12 protein-coding genes are annotated in these 13,476 nt (G+C 63.7%); 3 read left to right on the top strand and 9 right to left on the bottom strand.

Translation table 11 applies throughout. The features are described 5' to 3' along the window. The first annotated feature begins 185 nt into the window (after positions 1-185). The 3 genes from AC1DX6_RS02425 (at position 186) to AC1DX6_RS02415 (ending at position 3,880) form a co-directional block, all read left to right on the top strand. Positions 186-1,148 (top strand): sugar-binding protein, encoded by a 963-nt coding sequence (locus AC1DX6_RS02425; protein ID WP_477310856.1) that lies wholly within the window; start codon positions 186-188, stop codon positions 1,146-1,148. A 120-nt stretch (positions 1,149-1,268) separates the two neighbouring features. Continuing rightward, positions 1,269-2,807 (top strand): sugar ABC transporter ATP-binding protein, encoded by a 1,539-nt coding sequence (locus AC1DX6_RS02420; protein ID WP_477311881.1) that lies wholly within the window; start codon positions 1,269-1,271, stop codon positions 2,805-2,807. Between the two features lie 77 nt (positions 2,808-2,884). Further along, positions 2,885-3,880: an ABC transporter permease gene (locus tag AC1DX6_RS02415; protein ID WP_477310854.1), complete on the top strand. Its 996-nt coding sequence runs from the start codon at positions 2,885-2,887 to the stop codon at positions 3,878-3,880. Positions 3,881-3,894: 14 nt separating this feature from the next. Here AC1DX6_RS02415 and phnN read toward each other — a convergent pair whose 3' ends face one another. The 9 genes from phnN to AC1DX6_RS02370 all read right to left on the bottom strand — a co-directional run bounded on the left by phnN (position 3,895) and on the right by AC1DX6_RS02370 (position 13,349). Further along, positions 3,895-4,524, bottom strand: coding sequence for a phosphonate metabolism protein/1,5-bisphosphokinase (PRPP-forming) PhnN (gene phnN, locus AC1DX6_RS02410; protein ID WP_477310852.1), 630 nt, complete (start codon positions 4,522-4,524; stop codon positions 3,895-3,897). Next, a complete protein-coding gene (locus AC1DX6_RS02405; RefSeq protein WP_477310850.1) occupies positions 4,521-5,660 on the bottom strand; it encodes an alpha-D-ribose 1-methylphosphonate 5-triphosphate diphosphatase in 1,140 nt (379 codons plus the stop codon). The genes phnN and AC1DX6_RS02405 overlap by 4 nt, the downstream gene beginning before the upstream one ends. A gap of 26 nt (positions 5,661-5,686) precedes the next feature. After that, positions 5,687-6,394 carry a DUF1045 domain-containing protein gene (locus AC1DX6_RS02400; protein WP_477310848.1) on the bottom strand — a complete coding sequence of 236 codons (708 nt, stop codon included), beginning with the start codon at positions 6,392-6,394 and terminating at the stop codon, positions 5,687-5,689. 138 nt (positions 6,395-6,532) lie between these two features. Then, positions 6,533-7,345, bottom strand: a complete 813-nt coding sequence (gene iolB / locus AC1DX6_RS02395; protein WP_477310846.1) for a 5-deoxy-glucuronate isomerase — start codon at positions 7,343-7,345, stop codon at positions 6,533-6,535. 5 nt (positions 7,346-7,350) lie between these two features. Next, on the bottom strand, positions 7,351-7,569 hold the full coding sequence (locus AC1DX6_RS02390; RefSeq protein WP_477310844.1) for a DUF3329 domain-containing protein: 219 nt from the start codon (positions 7,567-7,569) through the stop codon (positions 7,351-7,353). A 64-nt stretch (positions 7,570-7,633) separates the two neighbouring features. Next, complete coding sequence (gene iolE / locus AC1DX6_RS02385; protein ID WP_477310842.1) at positions 7,634-8,551, bottom strand: myo-inosose-2 dehydratase; 918 nt, start codon at positions 8,549-8,551, stop codon at positions 7,634-7,636. A 107-nt stretch (positions 8,552-8,658) separates the two neighbouring features. Further along, entirely contained in the window at positions 8,659-10,509 is a 1,851-nt protein-coding gene (iolD, locus tag AC1DX6_RS02380) for a 3D-(3,5/4)-trihydroxycyclohexane-1,2-dione acylhydrolase (decyclizing) (protein WP_477310840.1), read from the bottom strand. Between the two features lie 34 nt (positions 10,510-10,543). Next, positions 10,544-12,478 carry a bifunctional 5-dehydro-2-deoxygluconokinase/5-dehydro-2-deoxyphosphogluconate aldolase gene (locus AC1DX6_RS02375; RefSeq protein ID WP_477310838.1) on the bottom strand — a complete coding sequence of 645 codons (1,935 nt, stop codon included), beginning with the start codon at positions 12,476-12,478 and terminating at the stop codon, positions 10,544-10,546. A 142-nt stretch (positions 12,479-12,620) separates the two neighbouring features. Further along, positions 12,621-13,349 (bottom strand): SDR family oxidoreductase, encoded by a 729-nt coding sequence (locus AC1DX6_RS02370; RefSeq protein ID WP_477310836.1) that lies wholly within the window; start codon positions 13,347-13,349, stop codon positions 12,621-12,623. Positions 13,350-13,476 lie beyond the last annotated feature (127 nt).

The raw sequence follows: 13,476 nt of genomic DNA, 5'->3' as shown, positions 1-13,476 counted from the left end.
CGATCACGGAAATGTCAGACAAATCGGACTATTTACGAACAGCAAATGAGTCTCTAAAGTCGACGTCGTGGCTGGAATGGTGCCGTTCTTTCGCTGCCCTAGAAGCGCCTCGAGGAGGGGGCGTCCAAGCCACAACGACAATTTTCTGATCAGCGAAAATGTCTAAGCCAAATGGGAGGTTGAACATGAAATCTGCAATACGAAACGCATCCGTAGCCGCGGCTGCCCTGCTGCTGGGATTGTCGGCGACGGTGATCGCGCGTGCCGATGACAAGCCGACGCTGGCCTTCGTCGTCAACGGCGCGTCCGACTTCTGGAAGGCGGCGGAAGCCGGCGTCAAGAAGGCGCAAGGCGAACTGCCCGACTACAATCTCGAACTCAAATATCCGGAGCAGTCGTCGGTCGCCATTCAGCAGCGGCTGATGGACGATCTGGTGACCGCCGGCGTCAAGGGCATCATGGTGTCCGCCGTCGACCCCAAGACCTCGACCGACGGCCTGAACAAGATTGCTTCCGAAACGGCGCTGTTCACCACCGACAGCGACGCACCGCAGACCAAGCGCGTCGCCTATATCGGGTCGTCCAATGTCGACGCCGGCAAGCAGGCGGCCGAGATTGCCAAGAAGGCGATGCCCGATGGCGGCAAGTGCCTGGGCTTCGTCGGCCTGCTCGGTGCCGACAATGCTAAGGAACGCATCCAGGGCATGAAGGACGGGCTCGCCGGCAGCAAGATCGAGCTGGTCGACGTGCGCGGCGACGATATCGACCAGGCGCGCGCCAAGAAGAATGTCGAGGACGCGCTGGTCGCAAGCCCCGACATCACCTGCATGGTCGGCTTCTACTCCTACAACACGCCGCGCATCTATGAAGCGCTGCGCGACGCCGGCAAGCTCGGCTCGATCACCGTCGTCGGCTTCGATGACGATCCGATCACGCTGGGCGGCGTCAAGGAAGGCACCGTGGCGGCGACTGTCGTGCAGCAGCCCTTCGAATGGGCCTATCAGGGCATGAAGCTGATGGCGGCCTATCTCAAGGGCGACAAGTCCGGCATTCCGGAAGGCGGCCTGATCATCGTGCCGACCAAGATCATCGGCAAGGACGATGTCGACGCCTACGCCGCCAATCTGAAGGCGATGTCCGGAAACTAAGCGAATGAATTGCGCCGGCTCGGGGTTGATCCCGGGCCGGCGGTTCGCATTGACGAACCCGGCAAGGGTCGTCAGTCTGCAGATGGGACTATTTTGGCCCACCGGCTGCTGTCAGGCATGATGAATTATTCCGACACATCCATCGTTGCATCCACCCCGTTCCTCAGCCTCGAGGGCGTGCGCAAGACCTATCCCGGCGTTGTCGCGCTGGACGGGTTTTCGATGGAGGTCAGGCCGGGCGAAGTGATCGGCCTCGTCGGTGAAAACGGCGCCGGCAAATCGACGCTGATGAAGATCCTCGGCGGCGTGACGACGCCGGACACCGGCACGATCACCGTCGACGGCGTCGCGCATCACGGACTGACCGTCGAAGGCAGCCTCGGTTCGGGCATCGCCTTCGTCCACCAGGAACTCAACCTGTTCGAAAACCTTGACGTCGCCGCCAACATCTTTTTTGGCCGTGAGCCGTTGCGTGGCGGCCCGCTCAGACTGGTCGACCGCGCAAAACTGCGCACGATGGTGGCGCCATTGCTGAAGCGGGTGGGCGCCAATTTCTCGGCCGACACGCCGGTATCGGCGCTGTCGCTGGCGCAGCAGCAGATGGTCGAAATCGCCAAGGCGCTGTCGATCAAGGCGCGGCTGGTGATCCTCGATGAGCCGACATCGAGCCTGCCGCTCGCCGAAACCGACAAATTGCTCGATGTCATTGCAGCACTCAAGGCCGACGGCATCAGCGTCATCTTCATCTCGCACCGCCTGCATGAGGTCGAGCGGGTCGCCGATCGCGTCGTCGTTCTCAGGGACGGCATGCTTGCCGGCACCTTGCCGAAGAGCTCGATCAATCACGACCAGATGGTCAAGCTGATGATCGGCCGCATGCTGAAGGAGCGCGAAAAAGCCTCCGAGGCGGCGCGCGCGCCCGGTGCCGTTGCCCTGTCGGCGAAGGCCATCCGCACTCCAGCCTATCCCAGCCGGCCGGTCGATCTCGATGTTAGGCGCGGCGAAATCCTTGGCCTTGCCGGGCTGGTCGGCTCCGGCCGCACCGAATTGGCACGAGTATTTTTCGGCATTGACAGCCGCCTTGGCGGCACACTGGAGCTCGACGGCAGGCCACTTGTCCTCGGCTCCGCAGCGGACGCTGTCGCGCAAGGTATCTTCCTGGTGCCGGAAGATCGCAAGCTGACCGGCATCCTGCTCGACCTGTCGATCGCACAGAACATTTCGCTGCCTAACCTGCCAGCGCATGCCAAACGTTCCCTGGTTTCCGCCAGCACTGAGGCCGCCACCGCCGAGAAGCAGAAAACCAATCTCGGCATCAAGGCACCGTCCGTGCAGACGCGCACGGGCACGCTGTCGGGCGGCAACCAGCAGAAGGTGGTGCTGGGCAAATGGCTGGCGATGAACCCCAAGGTGATGATCCTCGATGAGCCGACGCGCGGCATCGATATCGGCGCCAAGGCGGAGATCTACGGGCTGATGCGGGCACTGGCCGATGCCGGCGTCGCGGTGCTGATGATCTCCAGCGACATGGAAGAGGTGATCGGCGTTTCGGACCGCATCGCCGTCATGCATGAGGGCCAGATCTCCGGCATTCTCGACAAGGAACACTTCAGCCAGGAAAACGTGCTGTTGCTGGCGGTCGGCAAGAAGCCGAACTAGGCTTTGTTTTTGCCGCAGTGGCAAAACGGCGGAACAGTTTTGCAGAACCTGCTCAAGCGGGCATTGGGGAGAAGACGATGAGCAAGAAAGATCTTGGGCTGCTGATCCTGATCCTGGTGGTGGGAACGGTGGTGGCGATCATCAACCCGCGCTTCCTGTTGCCGATCAACCTTGCCAACACCTCCAACCTGATCGGGCTGTTCGGCATCCTGTCTATCGGCCAGGCCTTCGTCATCATCACCGGCGGCATTGAATTGTCTGTGGGATCGGTGGTTGCGCTGCTCGGCACGCTGTTCATCGACTTCATCGCCGTGCGTGGTTTGGGATGGCCGATCGCGCTGCCGCTGATCCTGGTGCTCGGCGCCATCATCGGCCTGGTGCATGGCTGGCTGATCACGCGGCTGAAATTGCAGCCCTTCGTGGTGACGCTCTGCGGCTTGCTGATCTATCGCGGCGTGGCGCGCTTCTACACCGCCGACGGCACGGCGGGCTTCGGCTTCGGGCAGAATTTTCCGGAACTCGAATTCCTGACCGCCGGGCGATCCTGGGGCGTGCCGAACAGCTTCATCGCGTTGATCGTGATCGCCATCGTCATGTGGGTGGTGCTGCACCGCTCGGTGTTCGGGCGCTATCTCTACGCCATCGGCAAGAACGAGGAAGCGGCCAAATATTCCGGCATCCGCACCGGGCGCGTCGTGATGGCGGCTTACGTCATCTGCGGTGTGCTGACGGCGCTGTCGGCGATCTATTTCGCCATGTACACGCGCTCGATCTCGCCGGCCAGTCACGGCCAGTTCTACGAGCTTTACGCCATTGCGGCGGCGGTGCTCGGCGGCTTCTCGCTGCGCGGCGGCGAAGGCTCGCTGATCGGCGTTATCCTCGGCACGGTGCTGCTGCAGGAGCTGCAGAACCTGGTCAATCTGCTCGGCATCCCCTCCTCGCTCAACTTCGCGGTGATGGGCGGGGTTATCCTGATCGGCGTGCTGGTCGACCAGCAATGGGGTGTGTTCCGGGCGCGGCGGCTGATGATGGACGCCACGCGCAAAAGCGTGGCCGGTGCGGCGGCGGAGTAGCTGCTCGCAGAGGGCTAAATCATCCCCGACATATCGGAAAAGGCCATCGCCTTGCGCAGCACGTCGGCGAAACGTTCGCCGGCTGCCTCGCGCGGACCGCTGTTGTCGATCGAGGTGACGCCGGGTCCCGACAAGGTGACATTGGCGCTGCGGGCCAGCCGCGCCAGCACCTCGCCGCGTGACTCGCGGCCGCGCATTGCCAGCCGCTCGGCCAGCACCTCCGGCGAGGCGGTGATCTCGACAATGGCCAGATTGGCATAGCGTTCGCGCAAGACCGGGATGATGGCGCGGGAGACATTGGCGATCGCAACACGCCCATTGGCGACCGACCAATCAACATCGACGGGGATGCCATAGCGCAGGCCATGCGCTTCCCAGGAGACGGCGAAGGCGCCGTCGGCTTCGGCCTCGACAAAGGCGGCGTCGGCCAACGTGTCGTGGTCTTCGCTGGTGATGTCGCTCGGCCGGGTGATGACCCGCCGCACGAATTCCAGCCGCGTCTCTTCGGTGAAGCGGGTGCGGGCGTAGCCGATCACCGTGTCCTTGCCGGCGCCGCTTGGGCCGACAACGGCTACGAAGACGCCGTCGCGGATCGGAAACGTCTCGGCGGACAATTCACGCTCGATCAACGCCGACACCATCATGCGACCCGACGCCCCTGGCGCCAGACTGTGCGCACGACGGGAACGTGGTCATCGACGCGGACGCGAACCAGATCGGCGCGCCGGCCTTGTTCGATGACGCCGCGATCGGTGAGACCGACCGCATCGGCCGGATTCTTGGAGACCATTGCCACCGCCTGCGGCAAGGAAATCCCCTCGACCATGTCGCCGAGGAAGAAGGCCGACTGGATCAGGCTGAAGGGGATGTAGTCGGACGACAGTATGTCGAGCAGGCCCTCACCAGCCAGCGTGCGGGCCGAGACATTGCCCGAATGCGAGGAGCCGCGCATGACGTTGGGTGCGCCCATCAGCACACCGAGCCCGGCGTCCTTCGAGGCCCTTGCGGCCTCTTCCGTGGTCGGGAATTCGGCGACGCGCACGCCTTGCGCGATCGCCTCGTCGACATGGCCTGCCGTGGCGTCGTCATGGCTGGCAAGCACGATGCCGCGCTCATGGCAGGCGGCGGCGATCACCGCCCGATTGGGGGCCGAGTTGCGCTCCGATTCGGCCATTCGCTTTTCGCAGAACAGCTTGAAGTCACGGTCGGTCAGCTTCAGCTTGCGCTGGTAGTAATAGGCGTAGGTTTCGAGATTGACGAACTGGCGCTGGCCCGGCGCATGGTCCATCAGCGACGCCAGTTTGACCCGTTCGTCGCCGTCGAAATTGGCGAAGGCGGCGAGGCAATCGGGCGCCGAAACCTCGCAGCGCAGATGAATGAAATGGTCGGCCCGCAGCCGGTCCTGCTGGACGCTGTCCTCGATGGCGTCGGCCAGCTTGCGGGTGTCTAGGGATGTCAGGTCGGCATCTTCATCCATGCCGACGCGCAAGGCATCGAGCACGGTGGTGATGCCGGCGGTCGCCACCTGCGCGTCATGAGCGAGTACGGCGGCGATCGGATTCCAGCGCACCTTGGGCCGCGGCGCATAGTGGCCTTCGAGATGGTCGGTGTGCAGTTCGACCAGGCCGGGGATGATGTAGTCGCCGCCCATATCCTCGCCGGTTCGCCCAGCGCCGGCCTCGATGCCGGCGATGAAACCGTCGCGCAGCACGATCGAGCCTTCGACGATCTCGTCGGCAAGGACGATGCGGGCATTGTTCAGAACGGTTTCGGCGGTCATTGCAGGCAGTCCTTGCTAGTTCAGCGTCAGGCAGTTTTTCTGGCGGCGCGGCGCCCGAGCGCGTGATGGGAAAGCACCATGAACGGAGCGCCGGGTTCGGTTTCGACAAACAGCGTCAGCGCGTCGACCACTACCGGCTGTTGCAGCACCTGCGCAAACAGGCTGTCGATTGCTGCACGCAAACGGGGGCTTTCCTGTGACCCGGCGCGGCCGGACAGCGTCATGTGGAAGCGAAAGGTCTCGAAGACGTAGGGGTAGCCCCACTGGCAGAGATTGCGGAACTCGGCCGGCTTCAGCGAATCGGGGCTGCGGCGTTCGATTTCCGCTTCGGTCAACGGCGCGCGAAAACGGTCGAAGCCAAGCACGACATCGTCGGCGAAGCGGTTGAGCGCCGGCAGCGGTCCTTCCGGCACCAGCGCGAAGAAGCTGTCGATCTGGCTGACGACCAGGCGCGGGATGGTCACCACCGACGTCGCTTCGGCAAAAGCGTCAAGAGCTGCGCGAAGCGAGGCTTCCGTTTCGTTAGGAGTCAGCCGGAAGGGTGCCTTCAGCGTCGCATGAAAACCGTAGCGGCGGGCCGACGCGGTGTGGAAGGCGACTTCCGCCGCAGAAAGGTCGGCAACGGCCTCAACCGGTCTTGTCGCAGCACCAAACGGGTCGCGGCCGAGCCAGTTGGCGGCGATCCGCGCCAGCGGCTCGTCCTGCCTTGGGGTGAAATAGATGGCGTAGCGCATGAGAAAAACCTCGTCAGCCCGCTGCCATAGGTGATTTCCATGACGGATTGACGAAGCTTTGAAGGGTTTTCGATGGCAAATCGACCCAGCCGGTCGTTAGCCGACGATTTTTCCTTGCTGGACCAATGGCTTCAGCGATCAGGCCTTCATCAGCCATTCGTGCTCGGGCGCGTTGTGGAATTTCCACGTCCGCTTCGGCCCGGCCATGACGTTGAGATAATAGAGATCGTAGCCGTGGCAGGCGGCACAGGGATGGTAGCCCTCCGGCACCAGCACGACATCGCCGTCCTCGATCGCCATCGCCTCGTCCAGCGCCCGCGCACCATTCTTGTCGGCATCGGTATAGACGCGCTGGAAGGCAAAGCCCTGCGGCGGGTTGAGGCGGTGGTAGTAGGTTTCCTCGAGATAGGACTCGGCCGGCAGATTGTCCTGGTCGTGCTTGTGCGGCGGGTAGCTCGATGTGTGGCCGCCCGGCGTGATGACCTCGACCACCAGCAGCGAATCGGCCGGCTTGCCCTCCGGCAGGATGTTGGTGACATAGCGCGTGTTGGTACCCTTGCCGCGCACTTCCTGGCCGAGATCGTCGGGCGCGATGACACGGACAGGCAGGCCGCCGCCGAGGCCGGGCGCCGAGCAGACGGCGAGTTCGAGTTCGGTGTCTGCGGTCACCGACCAGTCGGAGCCCGCGGGCACATAAACCGACCACGGCTTGCCTTCGAAAGGCGACATGCGCTCGCCAAGCAGGCCGAGCTCCTTGCCGCCGGCGCTGGCTTTGCCCTTGCCGGTGACGAACACCAGGCAGATTTCCCGGTCGCCCGTTTGCCCGGAGGCGCTCTCGCCGGGCTTCAGCCGATGCAGGTCGAAGCCGACATAGGTCCAGCCGGCGCTTTTCGGCGTGACATGGGCGACGCGGCCATGACCCTTGTTGGCTTTGACGAGCAGTTTCGACATCTGGTCTATTCCTTCGGTTCGGCGTCGGTCGATGCCTTGTCCTCATCGACCGGCTTGTAGAGGTAGAAGAACTGCCAGACGGCGTAGCCGGCGAAACCAAGCGCGAGCACGCCCCAGAATGGCGTGCCGGTGGCAAATTCGATCACCGACCAGGCGAGGCAGACCACGACAATGGCAACGCGCCGCCACAAGGGCCGGAAGAAGGGGTGCTCATAGTCTTTCATCGGGCCAATCCGGGTTTCACCAACTGGGCATCAGATAAGCTGCCCGCCGCCGGGAATCCAGCATTCATGCGTTTGGGAAACCTTGCGTTTCAACCGTGTAGCCAGCGGCGGTCATCACCCGCATCAGTTCCTTGTAACCAACCTGCGCCATCTTCAGCGGGGGGTTCTTCTTCGGATCCTGCTCGGCCTCGACCACGAACCAGCCTTCATAGCCATGGTCCGCCAGCTTCTGCACGATGGCGCCAAAGTCGAGCGAACCGTCGCCCGGCACGGTGAAGGCGCCGAGCGCAACGGCATCGAGGAAGGATTGCTTGCTGCGATCGAGCTTGTCGATCACCGGCATGCGTACATCCTTCACATGGACATGGCTGATGCGCTGGTGATGATTGTCGATGGCGCGCAAAACGTCGCCGCCGGCAAAGGCGAGATGGCCGGCGTCGAGCAGCAGCGGAATGCCTTCGCCGGAATGGCGCATGAAGGCATCGAGCTCCGGCTCGGTCTCAACCACGGCCGCCATATGGTGATGATAGGAAAGCGGCATGCCTTGTTCGGCGCACCATTCGCCGAATTCGGTCAGGCGCCGGCCATAGGCCTTCATCTCGTCACCCGACAGTTTTGGCTTGGTGGCGAGCGGCTTGGAGCGGTCGCCCTGGATGGAGCGGCCAACCTCGCCATAGACGATGCAAGGCGCGTTCACCGCCTTGAACAGGTCGATCATCGGCTGGATGCGATCCTTGTTCTTTGACATGTCCTCATCGACCAGCGTGCCGGAGAACCAGCCACCGCAAAGGGTGACGTCGGCCTCTCGCAGGATCGGCAGCATGATCTTGGGATCGTTGGGGAAACGGCGGCCCATTTCCATGCCGGTGAAGCCGGCCGAACGCGACTGGCGCAAACACTCTTCCAGCGACACGTCATCGCTGAGTTCCGCAAGATCGTCGTTCCACCATGCAATGGGGGACATGCCCAGTTTGGCTTTCAAGTCGTCACTCCAGATTAGAACTGCTTATTACCTGTTGGTGGGCGCTGCCCCTCATCCGCCTGCCGGCACCTTCTCCCCGTCTAGGGACGGGGAGAAGGGAGCTAGCATCAATCGCCGATGGTCTGCATCTGGCGCTTTTCATCATAGGCCTTGCGCGCCGCGTTGACCTGGCTGCGCGCGCTGACCTCGGGTACGGCGACATCCCACCATGTGCCGCCGGCGTCTGTCGAAACCAGCGGATCGGTGTCGATGACCAGCACCGTGGTGCGGGTGTTCTTCTTTGCCTTTTGCAGCGCGTTTTCCAGGCCGGCGATCGACGGCACTTTCTCGGCAATGGCGCCAAGGCTTGCCGCGTGCGCCGCGAAATCGATATCCGGCAGCACCTCGTGGTGCGAGTCCTTCAAGAGATTGTTGAAGTTGGCCCCGCCGGTCGCCATCTGCAGCCGGTTGATGCAGCCATAGCCCCTGTTATCGAGCAGCACGATGGTGAGTTTCTGGCCGAGCATCACCGAGGTTGCGATCTCGGAATTGAGCATCAGATAGGAGCCGTCGCCGATCATGACGACGACGTCCTCATCGGGCTTGGCCATCTTGACGCCCAACCCGCCGGCGATCTCGTAACCCATGGTCGAGAAGCCGTACTCCGCATGATAAGAGCCGGGCGCGCCGGCTTGCCAGAGCTTGTGCAATTCACCAGGCAGGCCGCCGGCGGCATGAAGCAGCGTCACGCCGGAGCCCATGGCGCGCTGCACGGCGCCGATCACCTGCGCATCCGAGGGATAGGCGGCGTTGGTCGACGCCGTCACCTTGCCGGCATCGGCCTGCCAGTCCTTCTTGCCCTTGGCCGCATTGTCGGTCCAGGCGGCAGGCGCCTTCCAGCCTTTCAGCGCGGCACCCAGTTCGGCGAGCCCCTCGGCGGCGTCGGCGACAAGTGGCAGCGCCCGGTGCTTGCCGGCATCGAAAGGCTGGACATTGAGGCCGATGATGGTCTTGCCGGAATTCTTGAACAGCGACCACGAGCCTGTAGTGAAATCCTGCAGCCTGGTGCCGACCGCCAGCACCACGTCGGCTTCCTCGGCCAGACGGTTGGCGGCCGAAGTGCCGGTGACGCCGACGGCCGCCATGTTGAGCGGATGATCGTCCGGCAGCGAGGATTTGCCGCCTTGCGTCTCGCAGACCGGAATGCCGGCGCCCTGCACCAGCTTGGCCAGTTCACCGGAGGCCTGCGAATAAAGGACGCCGCCGCCGGCGATCACCAGCGGCTTTTTCGCGCCCTTGAGTGCCGCCACTGCGGCGGCCAGCTCATGGCGGTCCGGGCGTATACGGCGCTGGTTCCAGACGCGTTCGGCAAAGAAGCTTTCGGGATAGTCATAGGCCTCGGCCTGCACGTCCTGACAAAGCGACAATGTCACCGGGCCGCAATCGGCGGGATCGGTCAGCACTTGCATGGCACGGCTCAGCGCCGGGATGATCTGCTCGGGCCGGGTGATGCGGTCGAAATAGCGCGACACCGGGCGAAAACAGTCATTGACCGTCGCCGTGCCGTCGGAAAAATCCTCGACCTGCTGCAGCACCGGGTCGGGGATGCGGTTGGCGAAGACATCGCCCGGCAAAAACAGGACGGGCAACCTGTTTACATGTGCGAGCGCCGCCGCCGTCACCATGTTGAGCGCGCCGGGACCGATCGAAGAGGTCGCCGCCATGAAGCGGCGGCGGAAATTGGCCTTGCCATAGGCGATCGCCGCATGCGCCATCGCCTGTTCGTTGTGAGCGCGGAAGGTCGGCAATTCGCCGCGCACCTGGTAGAGCGCCTCGCCGATGCCGGCGACATTGCCATGGCCGAAGATCGCCCAGACACCGCCGAAGATCGGCACTTTCGTGCCGTCGATCTCGGTTATCTGCTGGCTGAGAAAGCGGGTCAGCGCCTGCGCCATCGTCAGGCGGATTGTCTTGGTCATGGTGTTTTCCTCCGCAGTCCTATGCCGCGCCTTGTTATGCTGCTTTGCGGCCACGCGCGGCAAGCCACGCCTCGGTCAACTTCTCGAAGCGAGACGCCATGTCGGCCACGGCCTCGTCGTCCGTCATCTTGCCTGCCAGCCATTGTTCGGCGGCGTTGATGAAGATGGTGCGACCGACGGCAAAACCCTTGACGATGGGCGCCTTGGCGGTGGCGGCAAAAGCCGCTTCCAGCTCGTCCTGCGGCGCTTCCAGGCCGAGCAGCACGACGCCGCGGCACCATGGATCGTGTTTCAGGATCACGGCCTCGATCTTGGCCCAGGCGCCGGCGGATGCCTGCGGCTCGAGCTTCCACCAGTCGGGCTTGATGCCGAGCGCGTAGAGTTCTTCCAGAGCGCGCGGGATCGTCGTGTCGTCGAGCTTGCCATGCTTGCCGGCGATGATCTCGATGAGAAGTTCCCGGCCAACCTTGCGCGCTGCCTCGAACAGAGCGCGCAGCTTCTGCTGCTGCTCTTCCTTCAGCGCCGCCGGATCGTCGGGGTGGTAGAAGCACAGACATTTGATGCAGTGGTCGACCGGCCATTCGACCAGCTGCGAGCCGATGTCCTGCGAGAACTCGAAGCGCAACGGCCGCGAGCCCGGCAATTCGACCGGGCGTCCAAGCCAGGCGAAGGAATGGCGGGCGTATTCGAACATCGCGTCGCGGCCGTATTTTTCGTCGAGCAGCATGCCGTAGCCGGCGCGGCCGGCGGCGACCTTGGCGGCGGCTTTCACCGTCAGCACCTTGAAATCCTGGATACGCGACGGGTCGGCGCCGGCCTTGGCGGCGACATCGTCGAGCTGGATGCGGTGGTCGCAGGCGAGCGCCATCAGCGAGGGAATGTCGCGGCGGCGCGTGGTCGCCCAATGGATATGGTTGATCGCCTCGTCCTTGCGCAGCGCCAGATGCTTGCTGCCGTTCTTGAGGAAGAACTGCAACTCCTCGAAGGTCGGGTATTCCGGCGCGCAGAGCAGGCGCGACACGGCGAAGGCGCCGCAGGCATTGGCCCAGGTCGCCGCCGTTGCATGGTCTTCACCACCGAGCCAGCCGCGCAGGAAGCCGGACATGAAGGCGTCGCCGGCGCCGAGCACGTTGTAGACCTCGATCGGAAAGCCGCTGCCGACGATGCCGTCCTCGAGATCGTCGCTGATCGGTCCGTCATAGACGATGCAGCCCATGGCGCCGCGCTTGAGCACGATGGTGGCCGAAGACAGCGAGCGGATCGTCTTCAGCGCGCTCAGGCAATCGTCGGCGCCCGACGCAATCATGATCTCCTCTTCGGTGCCGACGATGAGATCGCAATCGGGCAGCACCGTCTTCAGTTGGGCGGAGACCCGGTCGGATTTCACATAGCGCTCGAAGCCTTCGGCGTGGCCGGCGAGACCCCAGAGGTTGGGGCGGTAGTCGATGTCGAACACCACCTTGCCGCCCTTGGCCTTGATGATGCGGATGGCCTTGCGCTGCGCAGCGTCGCTGTTGGGCCGCGAAAAATGTGTGCCGGTAACCACGATGGCGCGGGCCGAAGCGATGAAGGCCTCGTCGATGTCCTCCTCCGAAAGCGCCATGTCGGCGCAGTCCGAGCGGTAGAAGATCATCGGCGAGACGCCCTCTTCCTCGACCGACAGCAGCACCAGCGCCGTCAGCCGGTCCGGATCGGTCTTGAGGCCGTCGACGCAAACGCCCTCGCGCTTCAGCTGTTCACGGATGAAGCGGCCCATCTGTTCGTTGCCGACGCGGGTAAGCAACGCCGAGCGCAGGCCGAGCCTGGCCGTGCCGACGGAGATGTTGGCTGGACAGCCGCCGACCGACTTGGCAAAGGAGGTGATGTCCTCCAGGCGTGAGCCGATCTGCTGGCCGTAGAGGTCAACGGAGGCACGGCCGATGGTGATGACGTCGAGCGGCGCCTGTTTCGCGTCCACGGCTTCGCTCATTGGAACCTCCCATCGGCCTTGTTGTCTTTGATAGCACGCGCGAGCGGCAGCGTGGCGCCTTCAATATGAAATAATAATTCCAATCCATAGTCAATATGGAATGAGCATTCCTTGGCTGAAAAGTGCCGCCAAATTCACAAATTCACCAGGCAAGCGCGCCGTCGTCGCTGAAATACCCGGCGGTCGGACCATCGGCGTCGAGGGTGGCAAGGCGGATGACAATCTCAGCCGCCTGCTGCACCGTGCGGTGGCCTTTGAACCCGTTGAGATCGGTGGCGGTGTAGCCGGGCGCCGCAGCGTTGATCTTGATGCCTTGCGGCGCGAGCTCCCTGGCAAAGGCCACGGTTATGGCATTCAGGGCAGTCTTGGAGCTGCCATAGCCCATCAGGTTGACGGCAGAATTGGCCGTGGCGGGGTCGAGCGCGCGTCCGATGGAGCCGGTGGAGCTGCTCACCATGACGATGCGGGCGGTCGGCGCTGCAAGCAGCAGCGGCAGGAACGCCTGGGTCACGCGGATCGGGCCGAAGACATTGACGTCATAGGTGGCCTGGATGTCGGCAACACGCTGCCGGCTTGGCGGCGGATCGTAGTTGATGGCGACGCCGGCATTGTTCACCAGCACGTCAAGGCAGGAGCTGTCCGCGCTGACGGTTTCGACCGCGGCCGCAACGCTGTCATCCTGTGTGACGTCGAGCCCGAGCCAGTAGACGTCCAGGCCTTCGGCGCGCAAGGCTTGCGCCGCCGCCATGCCGCGTTCGGCGTCCCTGGCGCCGAGCCAGACCTTGAAGCCCATCGTCGCCAGCCGCCGGGCGATTTCGCGGCCGATGCCCTTGTTGGCGCCGGTCACCACAGCGCTTCTCGTTGCCGTCATGTCTGTGTCTCCTGGGTTGGTGCGGAAGACATCCATTTGGGACAGCACGGGGAATTCCGCGCGCCGAAACCTCTCCCGCTCTTGCCTAATCCTCTCACGATGGTTGCGTGGCGCGTGGGGATGCGCG

This window comes from Mesorhizobium sp. P2_C4 (assembly GCF_056404575.1).
This window is presented reverse-complemented; position numbering and strand designations above follow the sequence as displayed.

Coding starts and splice junctions, on each gene's coding strand:
- AC1DX6_RS02405 (WP_477310850.1), bottom strand. CDS start 5,660: ATGACCGCCGAAACCGTTCTGAACAATGCCCGCATCGTCCTTGCCGAC.
- AC1DX6_RS02375 (WP_477310838.1), bottom strand. CDS start 12,478: ATGAGCGAAGCCGTGGACGCGAAACAGGCGCCGCTCGACGTCATCACC.
- AC1DX6_RS02420 (WP_477311881.1), top strand. CDS start 1,269: ATGAATTATTCCGACACATCCATCGTTGCATCCACCCCGTTCCTCAGC.
- iolB (WP_477310846.1), bottom strand. CDS start 7,345: ATGTCGAAACTGCTCGTCAAAGCCAACAAGGGTCATGGCCGCGTCGCC.
- AC1DX6_RS02390 (WP_477310844.1), bottom strand. CDS start 7,569: ATGAAAGACTATGAGCACCCCTTCTTCCGGCCCTTGTGGCGGCGCGTT.
- AC1DX6_RS02370 (WP_477310836.1), bottom strand. CDS start 13,349: ATGACGGCAACGAGAAGCGCTGTGGTGACCGGCGCCAACAAGGGCATC.
- AC1DX6_RS02415 (WP_477310854.1), top strand. CDS start 2,885: ATGAGCAAGAAAGATCTTGGGCTGCTGATCCTGATCCTGGTGGTGGGA.
- iolD (WP_477310840.1), bottom strand. CDS start 10,509: ATGACCAAGACAATCCGCCTGACGATGGCGCAGGCGCTGACCCGCTTT.
- phnN (WP_477310852.1), bottom strand. CDS start 4,524: ATGATGGTGTCGGCGTTGATCGAGCGTGAATTGTCCGCCGAGACGTTT.
- AC1DX6_RS02425 (WP_477310856.1), top strand. CDS start 186: ATGAAATCTGCAATACGAAACGCATCCGTAGCCGCGGCTGCCCTGCTG.
- AC1DX6_RS02400 (WP_477310848.1), bottom strand. CDS start 6,394: ATGCGCTACGCCATCTATTTCACCCCAAGGCAGGACGAGCCGCTGGCG.